General features: G+C 69.3%; 21 protein-coding genes. 12 read left to right on the top strand and 9 right to left on the bottom strand.

Features of this window, described 5'->3' with window-relative positions; translation table 11 throughout:
• Nucleotides 1-308 precede the first annotated feature (308 nt).
• The gene (locus ACFO0B_RS23700) at nt 309-617 is read left to right on the top strand and encodes a hypothetical protein (protein ID WP_378614766.1); all 309 of its coding nucleotides are present in this window, start codon (nt 309-311) and stop codon (nt 615-617) included.
• Between the two features lie 152 nt (nt 618-769).
• Here ACFO0B_RS23700 and ACFO0B_RS23695 read toward each other — a convergent pair whose 3' ends face one another.
• Nucleotides 770-1,726: a helix-turn-helix domain-containing protein gene (locus ACFO0B_RS23695; protein ID WP_378614765.1), complete on the bottom strand. Its 957-nt coding sequence runs from the start codon at nt 1,724-1,726 to the stop codon at nt 770-772.
• A 148-nt stretch (nt 1,727-1,874) separates the two neighbouring features.
• Nucleotides 1,875-2,108, bottom strand: coding sequence for a DUF397 domain-containing protein (locus tag ACFO0B_RS23690; protein ID WP_233017640.1), 234 nt, complete (start codon nt 2,106-2,108; stop codon nt 1,875-1,877).
• 610 nt (nt 2,109-2,718) lie between these two features.
• On the opposite strand from ACFO0B_RS23690, the gene ACFO0B_RS23685 reads away from it, so the two are divergent.
• The 7 genes from ACFO0B_RS23685 (at nt 2,719) to ACFO0B_RS23655 (ending at nt 8,466) form a co-directional block, all read left to right on the top strand.
• Complete coding sequence (locus ACFO0B_RS23685) at nt 2,719-2,952, top strand: hypothetical protein (RefSeq protein ID WP_378614764.1); 234 nt, start codon at nt 2,719-2,721, stop codon at nt 2,950-2,952.
• 215 nt (nt 2,953-3,167) lie between these two features.
• Nucleotides 3,168-3,794, top strand: a complete 627-nt coding sequence (locus ACFO0B_RS23680; protein WP_378614763.1) for a TetR/AcrR family transcriptional regulator — start codon at nt 3,168-3,170, stop codon at nt 3,792-3,794.
• Nucleotides 3,795-3,884: 90 nt separating this feature from the next.
• Nucleotides 3,885-4,280: a cold-shock protein gene (locus tag ACFO0B_RS23675; RefSeq protein ID WP_378614762.1), complete on the top strand. Its 396-nt coding sequence runs from the start codon at nt 3,885-3,887 to the stop codon at nt 4,278-4,280.
• Nucleotides 4,281-4,383: 103 nt separating this feature from the next.
• Nucleotides 4,384-5,466 carry an ATP-dependent DNA ligase gene (locus tag ACFO0B_RS23670; protein WP_378614761.1) on the top strand — a complete coding sequence of 361 codons (1,083 nt, stop codon included), beginning with the start codon at nt 4,384-4,386 and terminating at the stop codon, nt 5,464-5,466.
• Complete coding sequence (gene ligD / locus ACFO0B_RS23665; RefSeq protein ID WP_378614760.1) at nt 5,463-6,467, top strand: non-homologous end-joining DNA ligase; 1,005 nt, start codon at nt 5,463-5,465, stop codon at nt 6,465-6,467. Before ACFO0B_RS23670 ends, ligD begins: the two co-directional genes overlap by 4 nt.
• Before the next feature lie 69 nt (nt 6,468-6,536).
• Nucleotides 6,537-7,784 carry a PIN-like domain-containing protein gene (locus ACFO0B_RS23660; RefSeq protein ID WP_378614759.1) on the top strand — a complete coding sequence of 416 codons (1,248 nt, stop codon included), beginning with the start codon at nt 6,537-6,539 and terminating at the stop codon, nt 7,782-7,784.
• 160 nt (nt 7,785-7,944) lie between these two features.
• Nucleotides 7,945-8,466, top strand: a complete 522-nt coding sequence (locus ACFO0B_RS23655) for a hypothetical protein (protein WP_378614758.1) — start codon at nt 7,945-7,947, stop codon at nt 8,464-8,466.
• Here the strand turns inward: ACFO0B_RS23655 and ACFO0B_RS23650 are convergent, their stop codons facing one another.
• The 3 genes from ACFO0B_RS23650 to ACFO0B_RS23640 all read right to left on the bottom strand — a co-directional run bounded on the left by ACFO0B_RS23650 (nt 8,467) and on the right by ACFO0B_RS23640 (nt 11,104).
• Entirely contained in the window at nt 8,467-9,213 is a 747-nt protein-coding gene (locus tag ACFO0B_RS23650; RefSeq protein WP_378614757.1) for a hypothetical protein, read from the bottom strand.
• Between the two features lie 120 nt (nt 9,214-9,333).
• Nucleotides 9,334-9,942 carry a TetR/AcrR family transcriptional regulator gene (locus ACFO0B_RS23645; protein WP_378614756.1) on the bottom strand — a complete coding sequence of 203 codons (609 nt, stop codon included), beginning with the start codon at nt 9,940-9,942 and terminating at the stop codon, nt 9,334-9,336.
• A 16-nt stretch (nt 9,943-9,958) separates the two neighbouring features.
• Nucleotides 9,959-11,104 carry an acyl-CoA dehydrogenase family protein gene (locus tag ACFO0B_RS23640; protein ID WP_378614755.1) on the bottom strand — a complete coding sequence of 382 codons (1,146 nt, stop codon included), beginning with the start codon at nt 11,102-11,104 and terminating at the stop codon, nt 9,959-9,961.
• A 146-nt stretch (nt 11,105-11,250) separates the two neighbouring features.
• Between ACFO0B_RS23640 and ACFO0B_RS23635 the strand changes: the two genes are divergently transcribed.
• Nucleotides 11,251-12,681, top strand: coding sequence for an SDR family NAD(P)-dependent oxidoreductase (locus ACFO0B_RS23635; protein ID WP_378614754.1), 1,431 nt, complete (start codon nt 11,251-11,253; stop codon nt 12,679-12,681).
• 13 nt (nt 12,682-12,694) lie between these two features.
• On the opposite strand, the gene ACFO0B_RS23630 is transcribed toward ACFO0B_RS23635, so the two are convergent.
• Nucleotides 12,695-13,105 (bottom strand): hypothetical protein, encoded by a 411-nt coding sequence (locus tag ACFO0B_RS23630; RefSeq protein WP_378614753.1) that lies wholly within the window; start codon nt 13,103-13,105, stop codon nt 12,695-12,697.
• Entirely contained in the window at nt 13,102-13,542 is a 441-nt protein-coding gene (locus ACFO0B_RS23625) for a hypothetical protein (RefSeq protein WP_378614752.1), read from the bottom strand. Before ACFO0B_RS23625 ends, ACFO0B_RS23630 begins: the two co-directional genes overlap by 4 nt.
• A 432-nt stretch (nt 13,543-13,974) precedes the next feature.
• Between ACFO0B_RS23625 and ACFO0B_RS23620 the strand changes: the two genes are divergently transcribed.
• On the top strand, nt 13,975-15,339 hold the full coding sequence (locus ACFO0B_RS23620; RefSeq protein ID WP_378614751.1) for a hypothetical protein: 1,365 nt from the start codon (nt 13,975-13,977) through the stop codon (nt 15,337-15,339).
• Here ACFO0B_RS23620 and ACFO0B_RS23615 read toward each other — a convergent pair.
• The gene (locus ACFO0B_RS23615) at nt 15,323-15,859 is read right to left on the bottom strand and encodes an NUDIX domain-containing protein (protein ID WP_378614750.1); all 537 of its coding nucleotides are present in this window, start codon (nt 15,857-15,859) and stop codon (nt 15,323-15,325) included. The genes ACFO0B_RS23620 and ACFO0B_RS23615 overlap by 17 nt on opposite strands.
• Nucleotides 15,860-16,146: 287 nt before the next feature.
• On the opposite strand from ACFO0B_RS23615, the gene ACFO0B_RS23610 reads away from it, so the two are divergent.
• Both ACFO0B_RS23610 and ACFO0B_RS23605 read left to right on the top strand, forming a co-directional pair.
• Nucleotides 16,147-17,031, top strand: coding sequence for a phosphotransferase (locus ACFO0B_RS23610; RefSeq protein WP_378614749.1), 885 nt, complete (start codon nt 16,147-16,149; stop codon nt 17,029-17,031).
• Between the two features lie 164 nt (nt 17,032-17,195).
• On the top strand, nt 17,196-17,588 hold the full coding sequence (locus tag ACFO0B_RS23605; RefSeq protein ID WP_378614748.1) for a transposase: 393 nt from the start codon (nt 17,196-17,198) through the stop codon (nt 17,586-17,588).
• Nucleotides 17,589-17,609: 21 nt separating this feature from the next.
• On the opposite strand, the gene ACFO0B_RS23600 is transcribed toward ACFO0B_RS23605, so the two are convergent.
• Nucleotides 17,610-18,704: an asparaginase gene (locus ACFO0B_RS23600; protein WP_378614747.1), complete on the bottom strand. Its 1,095-nt coding sequence runs from the start codon at nt 18,702-18,704 to the stop codon at nt 17,610-17,612.
• Nucleotides 18,705-18,812 lie beyond the last annotated feature (108 nt).

The following is an 18,812-nucleotide window of genomic DNA, read 5'->3' as shown; positions in this document are numbered from 1 at the left end:
AATATTTCCGGCCACAGCGGCTTGCGAGACGGGAATCGTGAATCTGAAAGACTCGTGGTGCAGCCCCCGGATGCCCACCGAAAACTGACTCTCCGACCGCCCTTTACCTCGCGTAATTACTGGTCCGTAACGTTTCGACCGGTTTCCCCGACACTCAAGCGGATGTACAGATGTGCTTGCATTTGAAAGGCGGACGGCCCTAAACTCGGTCGCGCAACGCTCGACAGGGGACACAGGGAGGCCACGGCAGGGAGTGGCCGGCGATTGTTGCCGGGTGTTCACTGCCGTCGGAGGTAAGGGGTTATCGAATGAATCCACCACTACACGGCGAGCGCGACGGCGCCGCCGGGATCGCACTGGCCGACGGGCCGGCGAACGGTTTGATCATGAATACTTTCTCGGCCCGGTACGGGCAACAGGCAGCGATGATCGGCACGCGGGAATCCGCGACCGCCTACGTCATCCACGCGGTCGAATCGACCGGGGCGGCCACGCGCGCCGACTTCGACATCGACCGCATCGTCAGCACGGCGCACGCGCTGTCCGAGGACTGGGAGGTCGAGGCGCTGCAGCCGGACACCTTCTGGCGGATCGCCGCCACCTGCCTGACGCCGTGATCCGCGCCGCCCGCGCGGATGCGGGCGGCAGCCGAACAGACCTTCGGTGCCTCGCGCGCGCCCCCACCGGCGCGCGCGAGTCATCGGAGCCAACAGAAATGCCAGCGCCGCACCGGTATCCACCGGTGCGGCGCTGGTCTGGGAGAAAGCTGCTACCGCGGGTCGATCTTCTCGGCGTAGTCCGCGAAGATCTTCAGGGAGTCCTCCGGCGTCGCGGCTTGCACGCTCAGCCGGTCCATGACCGAGAGGTACAGCGCGAGATCCTGCCTGCGGTCCAGGTAGAGCGCGCTGGTCAGGTGCTCGAGGTAGACGACGTCGGGCAGCTCCTGCTCGGCGAAGCGCAGGATGCTGAACGAGCTGCCCGCCGCGGCGTGCTCGCCCGCGGTGTAGGGCAGCACCTGCAGCGTGACATTGGGCAGCGCGGCGAGCTCGATCAGGTGCTCCATCTGCGCGCGGTGCACGGCGGGGCCGCCGACCGGGCGGTGCAGCGCGGCCTCGTCGACGACTGCCCAGACCACCGGCGGGTCGGTGCGGGTCAGGATCTCCTGCCTGCGCATCCGCATGTCGACCCGGCGATCGGTGTTGGCGTCCTCGTAGCCGAGCGAGACGACCGCGCGGGTGTAGTCCGAGGTCTGCAGCAGCCCGGGAATGAGGTGCGCCTCGTAGGTGCGGATCTTGCTCGCCGCCTGCTCCAGGCCGAGGTAGGTGCCGAACCACGAGGGAAGCAGATCGTTGTAGTGGTGCCACCAGCCCGGCTCGTTGGCCTGCTTGGCGAGATCGAGGAACTCGTCGCGCCGCGCCCGGTCGGTGACGCCGTAGAGCGTCAGCAGGTCGCGGATGTCGCGTTCCTTGAAACCGGTGCGCCCCAGCTCCAACCGGCTGATCTTGGCGTGCGAACCGCGGATGTGCTCCCCCGCCTGCTCACGCGTGATGTTCTTGTGCTCACGAAGCTTCCGGAGCTGGCCACCGAGCGCGATGCGCAGCACGGTGGGCCCGCGATCGGGGGCGGGGTTGCCGCGGCCGCTCGATCCGGGGACAGCGGAGCCGTCGAGGCTGCCGGAGCCGGTTGTGCCGTCGGTTTCATCGAAGCCGTCGGGTTCAGCGATCATGGAGGTTCTTCTCCGATACTCGGGGATAGCCCACAGTGTGCCACCACCGCTCCGAGTTTCCGCTGTTTTCTCGTTTGAACGAACAGCCTTACTCGCCGAACACCCTTCGAGCCGTGGGGCACACCGCACCGATCGCCAATGCTACCGCTCAGGCGGTCAGATAGTCGAACTCTCCCGCTTTCGCGCCACGCACGAAGGCATCGATCTCCGGGCGGGTGTAGTAGATCACCGCACCGTCCGGCTGCCGCGAATTGCGCACCGCCACCAGGCCGTTGCTGGTCTCCGCGACTTCCACGCAGTTCCCGCTCGGATTGCTGAAGGTGCTCTTCTTCCACGCGTCGTCGGCCGGCCGCTCCGTTGCACGCACCGATGTTGCAGACATTCGCCGTCTCCTGTTTTTCTACGACAGATCGCCAGAATTTGCAGATGCACACGCAAACGTTCTTGCATCTGCACCCACAATCCGGACTGTAGCACGGGTGCCGCGGTCGGGGGTGGTCTCGGGGAACGTCGTTGACCTGGCGTTTACCCCCACGTCGCCACTGCCAGGCCGAATCTCGGGATCAAGTGCCCTTGCGAGCTCGATCCCGCACCGCCACAACCCCGGAGGGCCCCGTGGACCACGGGTCACACGAAAACAGCCGCGCCGCAAACGATCCGCGATCGTGGCGGATCCGGCCACTCTCGCACGGCGGCGCCCGGCGCGGCGCCGGTACGCTCGAGTCCGCCCGGCCGGGTGCGCGCCGCAGCGGCCGCCGGGGCGCGGCGGAGCCGGAAGGGCAAGACGCACAAGGGCGATCGCCGCCGTCGAGATCGGCGGTCGAGCCCATCCCCGACACTGGTCGTTCGTACAGATGTACTTGCATTTGTAAGCGATGAATGCAAAACTCGACCTCGAAAGTCGGGGAGGCACGCGGTATCTCCATTCCGGCCCAGCGGGCCGTTTCCGCTGGGTGTCGACCTCCCGCAGCCAGATGTGAGGGGCGGTCCAGATGAGCCAGCCATTCCGAACCTCCCGGATCGGGATCGCCGGGGCGACCGCGATCAGCGCGCAGACGCCGCGCCCGGTGCCGGATTCGACTGTGCCGGATTGCAATTCGGAGCCGCGCGGGCTCACCTATCGACAGGCCAGGGAGATGCTGCGGGCGCACGACGCGCACGGCCCCAGCTGTCGGCAGTGGCTCGCGGCGGCGGCCTATCTCTCGGCCGGGCTGGACGACGAGTAACCCGTCCGATATTCGGCACGCGTGCCTGTTTTCTCGAATTCCGATGTTCACCCGGCTAGAACAATTCCAGCTGGTCGGTTCTATTCTTCGGGAACACGGTTCGGTGATTCCCGGAGATAATGGAAAACCTTCCGTTCGGTATGTTGACTCGATTTGCCGGGAGGCCGCGAGGCCGCAGGGCCGGGGCGCGCGGCGGCACCGACTAGGGTGAGGCCGTGCAGACCGAAAGACCATCCGACGACACGGGAGCCCGGATCTGGGGTGGGACCACGCTCACCGAGCGCCGGGAGGCGCGGCGCGCCGGTCTGCTGGACGCGGCGCTCGACCTGATCGGCGAGTCGGGCGCGGCCGGGGTCACCATGCGGGCCGTCTGCCGCAGGGCCGGGCTCACCGACCGCTACTTCTACGAGAGCTTCGCCGGCCGCGACGAACTGCTCGACGTGCTCTACCGCCAGGTCGCCGAGGAGTTCCTCGGGCCGATGACCGCCTTCGCCGTCGCCGACGACCCGTCGCGGGACCGGGCGCTCTCCGAGCTGCTGGTGGACAAGGTGCTCGACGACCCGCGCAAGTCCCGGCTCTTCCTTGTCGAGCCGTATTCCAGCACCGGGCTGGGGCAGACCACCATCGCGGTCATGCCCGCCTTCACCCGGCTCCTGCAGGACCACCTCTTCGCGCACATCGCGGACCCGGTGCGGCGCAGGCTCGCCGCGGTCGCCATGGCCAGCGGCAACGCCGGGGTCTTCTCGGCCTGGCTGAACGGGTCGCTGCGCGCCACCAGGGACCAGATGACCGACCACCTGGTGGCCACCATCACCGCCTACCGCGCGCTCTATCGCCCCTGACCCGCGGCACCATCCGCCCGAAGGGACCTTTCCCCGGCCCGCTCCCGCACCGCGGGCTACAGTGGCCGCACAGCGAGGGCGAGGAGCGAGTTGGTGGCCATCGGGAAATTGGTGTCGTACGACGCGGCACGTGGATTCGGGTTCATCCGCCCCGAGGACGGCGGCCCCGACGTCTTCGTCCACGTGAACGACATCGGCCTCGACGAGGACGAGCTGCGTGAGGGCAGGGTCTTCGAATTCGACATGACCGAGGGTGACCGTGGCCCCAAGGCCGTCAACCTCACCGCCGCCGGCCCCGCCCCCGCCGCCGCGCCGCGGCAGCACCGCCGCGAACGCGCCGCCGGGCAGCTCGGGGCCGATGAGCACAAACGTCTCGTGACGGAACTGCTGCTCGAGGCGAGTCCCGCGTTGACCGCCGGTGAGATCCTCACCATCCGTGACCGCCTCACGGAGTTCGCCGAGCAGCACGGCTGGGTGGAGGGTTAAGCCCCGCACCTCCCCCGGTCTGTCGGTCCCCGGACCTACGATCGAGCGCGCACCGACGATTTTCCCGGCGTCGCGCCGTCTGTCGTACGACTGAGGAGGTTGCGTGGATCTGCCTGTGATGCCACCGGTACGGCCGATGCTGGCGAAGACGGCTCCCGCCGTGCCGCGGGAACCGGGGCTCGCGTTCGAGCCGAAGTGGGACGGGTTCCGCTGCGTGGTGTTCCGCGACGGAGCCGAGATCGAGCTCGGCTCGCGCAACGATCGCCCGCTGACCAGGTACTTCCCCGAGGTCGCCGAGCTGCTCGCCGCGGCGCTTCCGCCGCGCTGCGTGGTGGACGGCGAGATCGTGGTGGTCACCGACGACGGCCTCGACTTCGACACCCTGCAGAACCGGCTGCACCCGGCCGCCTCCCGGGTGGCCAAGCTGGCCAAGGAGACCCCGGCCAGCTTCGTCGCCTTCGACCTGCTCGCGCTCGGCGACGAGGACCTCACCGAGCAGCCCTTCGCCGAGCGCCGCCGCAGGCTGGAGGGCATCCTCGACACCACCCTGGCCCGGGTGCACCTGACCCCGATCACCCGCGACCCGGAGATCGCCGAGGACTGGTTCACCCGCTTCGAGGGCGCCGGCTTCGACGGCGTCATGGTCAAGCGCGACGCCGAGCCGTACCAGCGGGACAAGCGGGTGATGCTCAAGGTCAAGCACGAGCGCACCGCGGACTGCGCGGTCGCCGGTTTCCGCTGGCACAAGGACGGGCAGGGCGTCGGCTCGCTGCTGCTCGGGCTCTTCGACGACGATGGCAGGCTGCACCACGTCGGCGTCGCCAGCAGCTTCACCGCCGCCCGGCGCCGCGAACTCGTCGACGAGCTGGCCCCGCTGCGGGAGAACGCGCTGGCCGAGCATCCGTGGAAGGAGTGGGCCGACGCCGCCGCCCAGGCCGCCGCCGACGGCAAGATGCCCGGCGGGGTGAGCCGCTGGACCGGCGGCAAGGACCTCTCTTGGGAGGCGCTGCGGGTGGAGCTCGTCGCCGAGGTGCGCTACGAGCACGTGCAGTCCGGGCGGCTGCGGCACGGCGGCAGGCTGGTCCGCTTCCGCTCCGACCGCACCCCCGAGTCCTGCACCTACGCCCAGCTCGACGAGGTGGCCCCGGCCGAGCTGCACGCCCTCTTCCGCGAGGAGACCCGGTGAGCACCAAGGGAATCGAGGTCGAGGCGAGCGGCCGCACGATCACCGTCAGCAACCCGGACAAGGTCTACTTCACCAAGCGCGGCGAGACCAAGCTCGACCTGGTGCGCTACTACGAGTCGATCGCCGAGCCGCTGCTGCGCGCCATCGGCGGCCGCCCGCTCATGCTCGAGCGCCACCCGGACGGCGCCTCCGGCAAGTCCTGGTTCCAGAAGCGCGTCCCGGCGAACGCCCCGGACTGGCTGCACACCGTCCAGGTCGCGACCCCGAACGGCACCACCGGCGAGGCGCTGGTCGCGCACGACCTCGCGCACGTGCTCTGGGCGGTGAACCTCGGCTGCCTGGGTTTTCACGTATGGCCGCACCACGTCCCCGACCTGGAGATCGCCGACGAACTCCGGGTCGACCTCGACCCCTCCCCCGGCATCGGCTTCGCCGACCTGCGCGCCGCCGCCCTCCGCGTCCGCGAACTCTGCGCCGAACTCGGCATGCGGACCTGGGTCAAGACCTCCGGCTCCCGCGGCCTGCACCTCTACATCGATCTCGAGCCGCGCTGGGACGCCTACCAGGTGCGCGCCGCCGCCGTCGCGCTCGCCCGCGAACTCGAGCGCAGGCACCCGGAGAGCATCACCGCCGCCTGGTGGAAGGAGGAGCGCGGCAGCCGCGTCTTCGTCGACTACAACCAGAACGCCCCGCACAAAACGGTGTTCGGCGCCTGGTGCGTGCGCCCCAAGGTCGGCGCCCAGGTCTCCACCCCGATCACCTGGGAGGCACTGGACACCGTCGTACCCGAAGACCTGACCATCGCCACCGTCCCCACCCTGCTCGCCGAGCACGGCGACCCCTGGGCCGATCGCGCCCCGCAGTCCATCGCCACCCTGCTCGAGTGGTCCGAGCGCGACCTCGCCGACGGCCTCATGGACGCCCCCTGGCCGCCCAACTACCCGAAGATGCCTAACGAGCCGCCGCGGGTGCAGCCGAGCAAGGCGCGCAAGGAGGCGTAGTGGTTCGTCTGCTGCTGCCCATCGTTCGACGGACAGCGGGACAGGCGATCGTCAGGCAGGATGCGGGCCATGAACGGTCTGTACGACGGGGAGTTCGCAGGCTTCAAAATTCCTACCTCCGACGACTACGACAGAGCCCTCCGGGAGGCGGTCGTCGCCGTCGACGCCAATGTGCTTCTCGATCTCTATCGCTTCCGTCCGCAGACCTCCCAGGATCTGATCCGGATCTTCACCAGCTTCGGCGATCGCCTGATCGTGCCGCACCAGGCACTGCGCGAGTTCTGGCGGCACCGGCAGCGCTCGAAGACCAGTCTCGCCGCCGCGACGAAGGCGGCAACCGAGGCTGTGACGGGCGCCGAACGCAGCCTCGGCAACGCACTGTCGGTGTGGGCCAAGGCTGTCGGAGTCCGCTCCGACGAACTGGCCGCGATCACCGGCCGGGTGCGGGAATTCACCGGCTCCCTCTGTGCCGAACTGGAAACAGCGCTCGAGGGTTCGCACCCCGCGCGTGCCGACGACCCGATTCTGGCACAGCTCGAAGCGCTGCTGGACGGGCGAGTCACCGCTCCCCTCGACGAGGACGAGTGGAAGACGTGCGTCGAGGAGGGGCACCGCCGGATCGAGGAAGAGATTCCCCCCGGCTACAAGGACGCCGACAAACAGGGCGGCGATCTGCCCGAGGGCGGAGCAGGCGACTATCTCGTCTGGTACCAGGCAACCCGGCACGGACAGCAGGAGGGTCTCGACCTCGTTCTGATCACCCGCGACGAGAAGGAGGACTGGTGGTGGCGCCACCAGTCCGAATTCCTCGGGCCGCGACCGGAATTGACTCTCGAATACTCCGAGTCGACCGGCAGGCGGCTGTTCCTCATGCGCCCCGCCGACGTGCTCGCCCGAGCAGGCGCCCTGCACGTGGCCGTGCACGGCGACTCCACAGCGGATGCCGAACGGGTGTCGGAAACCGATGACGTGCCCGTCGAAGCCTGGACCGCGAGTGCGGTGACCGCGCTCCTGGACCGTCTGGACACGCACGCCCCCGTTCAGGCGGCAGCGCTCCGGCTCGCGGCATCCGCAAAGGACGGCCGGATCACCCGCCAGCAGGTCTACGAGCTGGGTGATTACGCCGACGAGCGGATGCTACGCGGCTTCACCCGCCCGCTGCGCCGTTTCACCACCGCGCTTCAGGAGGAAGGTGTGATCCCCGCAGGTGTCGCACCCATCCTGGTCGCCCGCTATCCGGACGGGGTGAAAGCCTCCTACTTCAGCGTGCCACCCGAGGTTCCGGCGCTGCTCGGCCCGGTAGCCGAGCCGGGCTGAGACCCGACCAGCGCACTGCGACGAAAGCACCGAGGTGCTGGCTGCGCGACCGCCTCGACGACTGCGATGCCAGGCAGTCGAAACGACTCCTCGCTGGTCCAGAGTGCGTCGCCTAAGGTGCAGAGCGGGACATCCCGCGAACGACGAAGGGACGCAGCCGATGCCGGAGAACACCGAGGTGCTCCTCGACGACTTCGAGAACACCGCGCGCTGGACGCTCGCCGGCCCGGGCGCGGGCCGCACGCATCTGACCACCTTCGCCGAGGGCGCGCCGGACAAGCGGCCGGTCGACTATGCGGACGGCACGCGCGGGGCGGATCGGCGGGCGCTGGTGCTGCTGGTGCGGGACGCGGAGAACGACCTGGAGATCGAGCTGGAGGCGCGGCCGGATCCGGCCTTCGCGCCCAGCGGGGAGGTGTCGGCGGTGGGGGTGTACGTCCGCTCCCCGCACGCGCAGATCCGGGTCTCGGCCGATCTGGTCACCGCCGACGGCGCCCGGTGCGAGGTGCCGCTCGGCCGGGTGCCCGCCTCCGGGGAGTGGCAGCGGATCGGCCACGAGCCGGTGCAGCCGCTGGCCGGTGCCGAGGTGCGGGCGCTGCGGGTGCGGCTGGTCGAGGTGGTGCCGCGCGCGGGTGAGGTGATGATCCTGCTCGACGACCTGACCGCGCGCACCGCGGGCTGACTACTCGCTGGTCCAGAGCCCCCACACGCTGCCGCGCGTGCCGCTCTCGCAGATCAGCGCCCGATTGTCGCCGGTGCGCGCCGACTTGCCCTTGCTCGGGTCACAGCTCCCGCCCGGCTGCTGCACGGTGGTGTTGATGGTGTAGGGGCCGGTCCAGGTCTGCGCGCCTGCGGCGCCGAGGCAGAGCATGGTGTCGCCGTCGGCGGTGGTGCCGATGGCGCCGACCGGCACCTCGGTGCAGGAGGAGCCCTTGCGCGCGACGGTCGCGACCGGCTCGGGTGCGCCGGGGCCCGCGTCGCCCGCAGTGGGCACGGTGACGGTGGCGGGCACCGTGGGGGCGGGCGCCTGCGGCAGGCTCATCACCGTGGTCTGGCTGGTGTCGCGGACGGTGTTCTGCGCGCGGTCGAGGACGTCGTCCCAGGCCGAACCACCGAGCACGAAGAGCCCGGCGACGACCGCGGCCTCGGCGGCGCCGAGCAGCAGCGCGAAGACCGCCATGGTCTTGCCGCGCGGGTGCGCGAAGGCGATCAGCCCGAAGACCAGCGCGATCGGGAAGAGCAGCAGCAGCGCGCCGACCAGCGCGATGACGGCGTACGGGTTGACCAGCGGGCCGCGGTTGTCGTCGTCGTCGTCCTCGACCCGGGGCCACTGACCGGAGGGGCGTTCGTCGCGCTCGTCCTCGTTCCAGCGGTCGCCGTAGCGATATTCCGCGCGGCGGTCCTCGGCCCATCGATCGGTCCGTACCATCTGGTCCCTCTCACCTCGTCTCGCGGCGAAAGTTCCCCGATAACGCCCCGATCACGGAGAAGAATAGGGGTAATTGCCCGGGAGCCAGAGGGGAAACAAGCAAGCGGTCGGGAACGGTCGCTATTTCCGGGGCCGATCGATCTCCGGCATGGTCGTCGTCACCAGCGTGAGCAGCACGTCCGTGAGGAGAATGTGGACTTGGTCACGTTCCAGCGAGCCCCGCGTTATCCACTCCCGCCCGGCTACTTTCACCAGCCCGCCGAAGGCGCGCACCACCGCGCGCAGCTCCTCCCCGCGCGGCGATTCGCCGAGCCCGACCATGGAGAGCAGCCGATCGGCGGCGGCGTCGTCGGCCTGGTCCAGGATCTGCTGCACCTCGGGGTCCTCGCCGACACCCTCGTGGCTGGTGACCTTGACCCAGGTGCTGCCGTGCTCGGCGATGGTGTCGAGCAGCCAGGTCACGCTGGCTCCCACCCGATCGCGCGGAGAACCGCTCGGGACCACCATGTCGTCCTGACGCGGCAGCGTCACCATGCGGCGCACGACCGCCAGGTAGAGGTCGCGCTTGTTGCCGAAGTAGTGGTTGATCAGGCCGCGCGCGACCCCGGCGCGCTGCGCCAGCTCGGCGGTGGAGACGGCCGCGTACGGCCGCTCGCCGAACATGTCGATCGCGCACGCCAGGATCTGCGCGCGCCGCTCGTCCGGCTCCAGCCGACGGCGGCGCGGCACCTCTCCCGTATCTGTCTCAGAGCGAGCGGGCAACGAGATCCTTCATCACCTCGTTGCTGCCCGCGAGAATGCGCAGCACACGAGCACCGGTGTAGAGCTGGGAAATCGGATACTCCGTCATGTAGCCGTAGCCGCCGAACAATTGCAGGCAGCGATCGACAACGATACCGAGCTGATCGGTGAGCCAGTACTTCGACATGGCAGCGGTCGGGATATCGAGCTTCCCCTCCAGGTGCTTGGCGATGCAATCGTCGAGGAAGGTCCGGCTCACCTTCGCCAGCGTGGCGCACTCGGCGAGTTCGAACTTGGTGTTCTGCAGCGCGAAGAGCGGCTTGCCGAAGGCCTCGCGGCCCTTCGTGTATTCGACGGTGATCTTCACCGCCTGCTCCATCATGGCGACCGCGATGATCGCGGTGACGAGCCGCTCCTGCGCCAGCAGCTGCATCATCTGGTAGAAGCCCTGGCCCTCGGCCTCGCCGAGCAGGTTCGAGGCGGGGACGCGCAGGCCGTCGAAGAAGAGCTCGGCGGTGTCCTGCGACTTACCGCCCATCTTGTCCAGGATTCGGCCGCGCTCGAAGCCGGGGGTGTCGTCGCTCACCTCGGCGAAGATCAGCGAGACGCCCGCCGCGCCCTTGGTCGGGTCGGTCTTGGCGGCGATGATGATGCCGTCGCAGAGCCAGCCGTTGGTGATGAAGATCTTCGAGCCGCTGATCACGTACTCGTCGCCCTCGCGCACCGCGCGGGTCTTGATGTTCTGCAGGTCGGAGCCGGTGCCCGGCTCGGTCATGCCGATGGAGAGCACCATCTCGCCGCTGGCCGCCTTCGGCAGCACCCGCCGCTTGAGCTCCTCGGAGCCGAAGTGGTGCAGGTAGGGCGCGATGATCGAGGTGTGCACCGGCATGCCGAGCGAGCCGTCGCCCGCCCGCGTCTGCTCCTCGATGATGGCCGCCTCGTGCGCGAAGGTGCCGCCGCCGCCGCCGTACTCGGTGGGGATTCCGGTGCAGAGCAGCCCGAGCTCCCCCGCGCGGTTGTACAGCGCCCGGTCCGGGTGGCCCTGCTTGACGAACTTCTCCGCGTGCGGCACGACCTCCTTCTCGAAGAACGTCCGGGACAGCTCCCGGACCGCCTCGACCTCGTCGTCACTCCACACGGCGCGTGCCATCTCTTCTCCTCGCTAGGTTCGCTCCAGATTCCAGCACTATTGGCGTGCTGTCAACAAGGCTCGCGGGGTGGGCGGGAGCACACCGGGACGTTTGAGAGAATGGGCAGGTCGTTGTCCCGCTCGCCAGAAAGATGCCGCCCGCCGCGATGGCCGAAACCACGATCGATCCCGCCGACCTCGCGACCTGTCTCCGCGTCCTGGAGCAGGCCGGGCAGCTGGAGAAGGACCACCCCGACTCGCTCACCGTGCAGCGCGCCGTCGGGCACATGTTCAAGAAGCTCAAGCAGGCCAAGCGGGATGCCGTCCGGGATGCCGTCGCCTCCGCGGACAAGGCGGTTGTCGCCGCCACCGCGACCGGGTCGCCGAATCGGATCGACGACGAGACCGCGGGGATTCCGCTGAGTTCCACCGCGGCCGGGGCCAGCGCGGGCACCCTGCTCCGAGCGCGGCCGTGCTACATCTGCAAGCAGCGCTACACGCGGGTGGATGCGTTCTACCACCAGCTCTGCCCCGAGTGCGCGGCGCGCAGTCACGCCAAGCGCGACGCGGGCGCCGACCTCACCGGCAAGCGGGCGCTGCTCACCGGCGGCCGCGCCAAGATCGGCATGTACATCGCGCTGCGGCTGCTGCGCGACGGTGCGCACACGACTATCACCACCCGCTTCCCGAACGATGCCGTGCGCCGGTTCAGCGCCATGGAGGACAGTGCGGATTGGTTGCACCGGCTGCGGATCGTCGGCATCGATCTCCGCGACCCCGGGCAGGTGATCGCGCTCGCCGACGACGTGGCGGCGCAGGGGCCTCTGGATATCTTGATCAACAATGCCGCGCAGACCGTGCGGCGCACCGCGGGGGCCTACAGCGCGCTGGTCGACGCCGAGTCGGCGCCGCTGCCCTCCGGGCCGCGCCCCGACGTGATGACGCTCAGCTCCGGAGTGCAGAAGCACCCGACCGCACTCACCGCCGCACTCGCGCCCGAGCTGACCGCCGCCGATGTCGCCGAGCTCGCGCTGGTGGCGGGGTCGGCCACGCCCGAGCGGATCGCGCGCGGGGTGGCGATCGATGCGGGTGGGCTGGTTCCGGACATCACGCACACCAACAGCTGGGTGCAGACCGTGGCCGAGGTGGAGACGACCGAGCTGCTCGAGGTGCAGCTCTGTAACTCGGTCGCGCCGTTCATCCTGGTGTCTCGGTTGCGTCCGGCCATGGCGGCCGCCGCCGCGCGACGGAAGTACGTCGTGAACGTCTCCGCGATGGAGGGCCAGTTCAGCCGCGGCTACAAAGGCCCTGGGCATCCGCACACCAATATGGCGAAGGCTGCGCTGAATATGCTGACGCGCACCAGTGCCAAGGAGATGTTCGAGACCGATCGGATTTTGATGACCGCGGTCGATACCGGGTGGATCACCGATGAGCGGCCGCACCACACCAAGATTCGGCTTGCCGAGGAGGGGTTTCACGCGCCGCTCGATCTCGTCGATGGGGCGGCCCGGGTCTACGACCCGATCGTGCGCGGGGAATCGGGGGACGACCTCTACGGCTGCTTCCTCAAGGACTACGAGCCGTCGCCCTGGTAGGGAGCGCCCTACGCTACTTCGCCCGAATGCCTTCGATATCGGTGGCGATCCGGAGTTCAGCGGTCGCGCTCGCGTTCGGTTCCGCGTGCCCGGTTGCGTTCTTCTCGCCCGGCACGGGTACTTCCGGCGGCGGGAGGATGACGGTGCGGTGATTCATAGCCGGGGGTGGGCCGTCCCAGCGCGAGCAAGTCGGCCATGTCGCGTTCGGAGAAGGGCCGGTGCTGCCCGCGTTCTGCTGCCTCGCGTGCTTCTCGCGCTCGATCATGACTTGGTTCGACCAACTGCGGTCGGCCGACAGCGTTTGAAACGAGGGCGTGAGATCGACGATCGGAGTCCGCGACGGGTTGGCGGATGGACTGGGATGGGCAGGCAGTGCCCACAGTCCGACGGCGAGCAGCGCGGCCACGGTGGCGAACAGGATCACCGGCACTTCAGCGGCCGGCGCACGGGCGGCTGTCCGTCGACCACCTCGGCGACCAGGTCGGCCCAGTGGGCGGCGAGGTAGCCGACGTCGGACCAGGCGGCGTGCAGCCGCTCGGCGCTGGGCGGCGGATTGCTCTGCAACAGTCGCTCCGCGGTGATGTGCGCGGCGGCCATGTCGTCGATGACCGTCGCGCACTGGGCGGCGGCGTCGGGGTGAACGCCGGTCTGCTCGATGATCCATTCCGCGATGTGGCGGCGCAGCGCCGTGCGACCGGCCTCGAAGGCCGCGTCGCGGGCCGGCTTCCCAGCACGCACCCGGTGTACAGCTGCCAGCATGTGGGCCCGCTGGAGTAACTGGGTGTCGTGCGGGCGCGGCGGAAACCGGAACACCGAGGTGAGCTCGCGCCAGTGCGGCAGGGTCGGGCGCGGGACGCTCACGACAGCGGGGTGGACAGGCGGGCGAGCGCGGCGGCGTAGGGCAGGCACCGCGCCGGATCGTGGCCCGCGTGCCGGGTGAGCACGCTCGAGGCGTCCCAGCGCTGTAGCGCCGGAGGCGGCTCGCTACAGCGATAGGTACGCGTCCCATCGCGCTGGTTATCGCGGCACGCTCTCTCTGCACCGTCCGGCTGGCTCCCCATAGCTCTCTCCCCTGCGTCGAGCACCCGGCGCCGGTGACCCACAAGGAAGAGCGGTGGGCCGCGCGGACCGGCGTCGGGCGTCGGTCGCGACGTTCCCGCACCGGGTGCGTGTCCAGGCAACCGCTGGGGGTGTTCTCCCGGAAGGCGTGAGCGGCGGGCCGGTGTGTGCACGGGGGGTGTGCGCGGCGCCGGAATCGTGGTCCCGCTCCGATCCGCGTGCCACACTGCGGAAATGGGACGCCAGCCCAAACAGCCGAACCGCCAGCTCGCCGACCTCGTGACCGAAGTGCGTTTGAGCCGCAAAGGACTCGCGCGCCGGGTGGTCGAGCGTGGTGCCGCCGTCGGCGTGGAACTCGCCTACGACCACACCGCGGTCGGGCGGTGGCTCGGCGGCGAACAGCCGAATCCGCCGGTCCCCGAGCTGATCGCCGAAGTACTCACCGAGGTCGCGGGGCGTCGGGTCACCACAGCGGACTGCGGCATGGTGGCCGGGCAGGCGAGCGCCGATATCGGGCTGGAATTCTCGCTCAGCATCGCGGAGGCCACCGCCGCCGCGACCGCCCTGTGGAGGAGTGATGTGGAGCGCCGCCGGTTCCTGGTAGGTGCGTCGTACGCGGTCGCGGTCTACCCCGCGGCGTCCATGCGCTGGCTGACGATGCCCGGCCCGGAACACCCCGTGTCCGGGCAGGGGTTCCGGCGGATCGGGCAGACCGATGTCGACGCGGTGCGCACCATGACCGCCGCGTTCCGCGACCTGGACAACCGGGTCGGCGGCGGGAAGGTCCGGGCGACGATCGTGCAGTACCTGCACAGCTCGGTCGCTCCCCTGCTGCAGAGCAGCTACCCGGAGCCGATCGGGCGCCAGCTGTTCGCCACCGCGGCCGAGCTGACCAAGCTCGCCGGGTGGGCCGCCTACGACCTCGAAGAACACGGGCTCGCGCAGCGGTACCTGATCCAGGCGCTCCGGATGTCACGCGCCGCCGGAGACGCCGGGCTCGGCGCGGAAATCCTCGCGGCCATGAGTCACCAAGCTACCTACGTCGGACGCCCAGGCGACGCCGTCGACCTCGCACGTGCCGCGCAGATCGCCGCGCGCACAGCAGGATTGGCTGTCCTGGAGTCCGAGTGTCACATGGTGGAAGCGCACGGCCATGCTGCCCGCTCGGACGGTTCCATGTGCGCGACCTCGCTCAATGCCGCCGAGCGAGCCTACGACCGCGCCGACCACGCCCGCCCGCCGTGGCTGGACTACTTCGACGCCGCCTACCTCTCGGCCAAGACCGCGCACTGCTTCCGCGACCTCGGCGACACCGCGCGCACCGCACAGTTCGCCGAGCTATCACTGGACATGTCCGGCGGCTACACCCGCGGCCGCGCCTTCAACCTCTGCCTGCTCGCCTCGGCCCGTGCCGATGAGGACCCGCACGAAGCGGTGCGGATCGGCCGGGAAGCCCTTGCGCTGGCCGCCGGGCTCGAATCGCGCCGCAGCCTGGCCTACCTGCGTGAGGTGCGTCACCGCCTGGCACCGCACGCCGACATTCCCGACGTGGCCGAGTTCCGGCACCGGGTGCTGGAGGTGGCTACGCGGGCAGACTGAGAGCCCGGTACACCGCGACAACCGTTGCGGCGCCGACGATTTCCTCGCGGTCGATCATGCGGACCGCTTCGTCGAGCGGGATCCACCGGATGTCCTCGGCCTCGTTGATGTCGGGCGCGGTTTCGGTGAGTTCGGCACCGCGCGCCAGATAGACCTGCTGCGGCTGGTCCAGCGTGCCGATAGCGGGCTGATAGGTGACCAGGTGTTCCATGTCGAGCGGGCGCCAGCCGGTCTCTTCCTCCACCTCGCGGGCGGCAGCGGCGGCGACGTCTTCGGCGTGGTCGACGTAACCACCGGGCAGCTCCCACACCCAGCGGTCGATGATGAACCGGTGCCGATACATGAGCAGCGCTTCGCGGCGTTCGTTGAGCACCAGCGTCATGGCGCACCGCGGCATCCGTGCCACATATTGGGTGAAGGTCACGCCGTCGGGCAGCTCGATATCGACTGTGGACAGCCGGATGTGTCGATTCTCGTCCACCACGGTCTCACCACGAACGGTCCACTGGGTTCGGCTCACCCTCCGACCGTAATGGCTCCACCTTCACAGTGCTGCTGTCCCGAGCGGGATGCGTCCGTTGCAAACGGTCCGCACGATCGCCCGAATACATCTACCCTCGGCGAGGTGAACCGCAACGAACTCCTGCGGACCGCGGCCGCAGTCACAGTAGTCGCATCGCCTCACCGCCGGGTGCAACAGCACGCGCCCGAACCGAGGTCAGCGCGGTCGATGCGCGCCGTCGAGAATGCGCACGAGTTGCCGACCTCGGCACGCCGGGCGGGAGTGGAGCTCGCGCTGGCGACCAGGTGATCCACGATTCTCTGAAGGCCGTCGCCCGCACGGCGTGTTCGGCCGTGGGGTTGCATGCCTCCGACCTCGAGCCGATCAAAGTCGCGGAGAACGCGATCTATCGGTTGCCGTCCTCCGCGATCATCGTCCGCATCGCGAAGCCCGGCCAGGAAGCCGCTGCGGAACGCGAAATCCTGATCGCCGGCTGGTTGCGCCGATCCGGAGTTCCGGCTGTCGAACCGGCCGATCTCACAACCACTTTCGTCACACTGAGCGATCACCCGGTCACCTTCTGGAAAGAGCTACCCGAACACCGCAGCGCCACCGCCCCCGAGATCGCGCACGCACTGCGCAAACTCCACGAACTCGAGCCGGCGGAGTTCTTGACCGACATCGACCCCTTCGTCCGGCTCGACCAACGAATCGACGCCGCGTTTACAACGAGTCCCGAGGACCGCCGATGGCTTCGCGGCCACCTCGCGGAACTTCGAGAACGGTGGGCAGATCGAATAGACGGCATGCGATGGGGGCCAATACACGGCGACGCATGGGAAGGCAATGTTGTCACGACCACCAACGGCACCACGCTCTTCCTCGACCTGGAACGCACGTCCGTCGGCCCACCGGAATGGGATCTGACCTCTACCGCCATCAAACGCAGCTCATTCGGTTGGATCACCCAGGAGCAGTATGCCGGGTTCGCTCAGGCGTACGGTCACGATGTCGAGACCTGGCCCGGGTTCCCGCTGCTCCGCGATATTCGGGAGATGCGCATGACCTGTATGGCGGTGCAGGCTGCGGGACGGGACAGCCGGCGAGCCCCCCAGGCTCAGCTGCGCGTGGATTCCCTGCGCGGCCGTCGCGGTCGGCGGCCGTGGAGCGGCTGGGAAGCCATGCCCTGAGAGGGGACGACGATGCTGCAGGTCTATGCCGACGCGGCCGGTTCGATCCGCTGGCGGGTCAGCGTGGACTCCACCATCGTGCGCACCCACCAGCACGCAGCAGGCGCCCGCCCCGGCGCTGCCGGTGAGCCCGCCGATCACGGGCTCGGCCGATCACGGGGCGGGTGGACCACGAAACTGCACTGGCCTGCGAACAAGGACTCGAGCCATTGGCGATCCTGCTCAGCGCGGGCCAGGCCGGTGACAGCCCGCATCTGCCGCTCGCGCTGGACGCGACCGCGGTGCCACGCCGTGGTCCGGGGCGGGCTCGGCAGCGACCGGAGCGGGTGCTGGCCGACAAGGCCTACTCCTCCCGCGCCAACCGGGCCTGGCTACGCCGCCACGGCATCGCGGCCACGATCCCGAGCCCCGGCCGACCAATTGCGTCACCGCCGCAACCGGGGCAGGGCCGGAGCCGGCCACCGGCATGCGACCCGGTGATCTACCGCGACCGCAACGCTGTCGAGCGCGGGATCGACCAGCTCGAACAACACCGAGCCGTCACCACCTGTCCGTAGGAAATCCACTCCCGGAGGCGCTCAGAACTGTTGGTTGCCGTACTCGTGGAACCAGGCCGCGATCTGGTCGTGGTCGGCAGTCCTGGCCAGGATCAGCAGGAGCAGTACCCGCGCCTTCTTGGGGGCGAGGTCGCCACCGCTGACGACGCCGATCTTCGGGTCGACGGTGACCGCGCCGGAGCCGTAGGCGTTGGTGGCGACCAAAGCGACGCCTTCGGTCGCCATCGCAGCGGCCGCTTGGTCGGGTGCGGGAGTGCCCGCGAAGACGATGCCCGCGGCGCCCGCCGCGACGGCCGCGGTGATGGGCTCGGCGGGAGCACCGAGATAGCTGTGGGCGATATCGACGCGGGGTAGGGCGTCGCCGTCCATCGTGGTCAGGTCGAACGGCGTGGCCCAGTGGGCGGGATCGGCGCAGTGCCGGACGCGGGCCGGGGCGCGTTGCAGGCGGATACCCGCTTGGTCGATGGTGCCGAGGTCGCCGTATTCGCGGGTGGTGAAGGTGTGCACCCGCGCCGAATCGGTCTTCGTGGCGTCGCGAGCCGGGAAGATCTGATCGTTGAGGGTGACGACCGTGCCGAAACAGGTGGTCCGGTTGCTCGCCGCCAGGCGAATCGCGTTGTACAGGTTGGCCGGACCGTCGCTTCCGAGCGCGGACCAGGGGCGCATCGCGCCGGTCACCACGACCGGTTTCGTGCTGCGGACGGTCAGGTCGAGGAAGTAGCTCAGTTCCTCCATGGTGGCCGAACCTGTGCTGATGACAGCGGAGTCGTGATCGTCGAGACGGCGTTCGACCAGCCGCGCCAGATCGTAGAGGTCGTCCACGGTGTAGTCGCCGGACCCCTTCTGCCCGAAATCCTCGGTCGACAGCATCGCGAGATCGCCGATCTCGGGACGGAGGGAGTCGACGAGCTCGGCGATCGGGAGGGTGCCGGGCCGATAGGTTTCGAAATCCGTGCGCCGGTCGGAAGTACCGGCGATGGTGCCGCCGAGACCGATCACCGCTACCCGCTGCAGGGTCTGCGCGGGCGCGTACCCTGCTGAGCCGAGCACGATTCCGGCGCCTGCGACGGCTCCGGCGAGAGCGATCACCGCGGCGATCCTGGAGACTGTGGACATGCGGGTCAGGCTACGAACGCCCCGTCCGCGAGCGCATCACTCTCCGGTGGTACCTCGATCCGATACCGAGGTACCACCCCAACCGAGTGCCGTTGCAGTACCGAGGAT

The organism is Nocardia jiangsuensis (assembly GCF_042650385.1).
Classification (GTDB): Bacteria; Actinomycetota; Actinomycetes; order Mycobacteriales; family Mycobacteriaceae; genus Nocardia; species Nocardia jiangsuensis.
The sequence above is the reverse complement of the archived record's forward strand: the minus strand, read 5'-3'. Positions and strand labels throughout refer to the sequence as shown.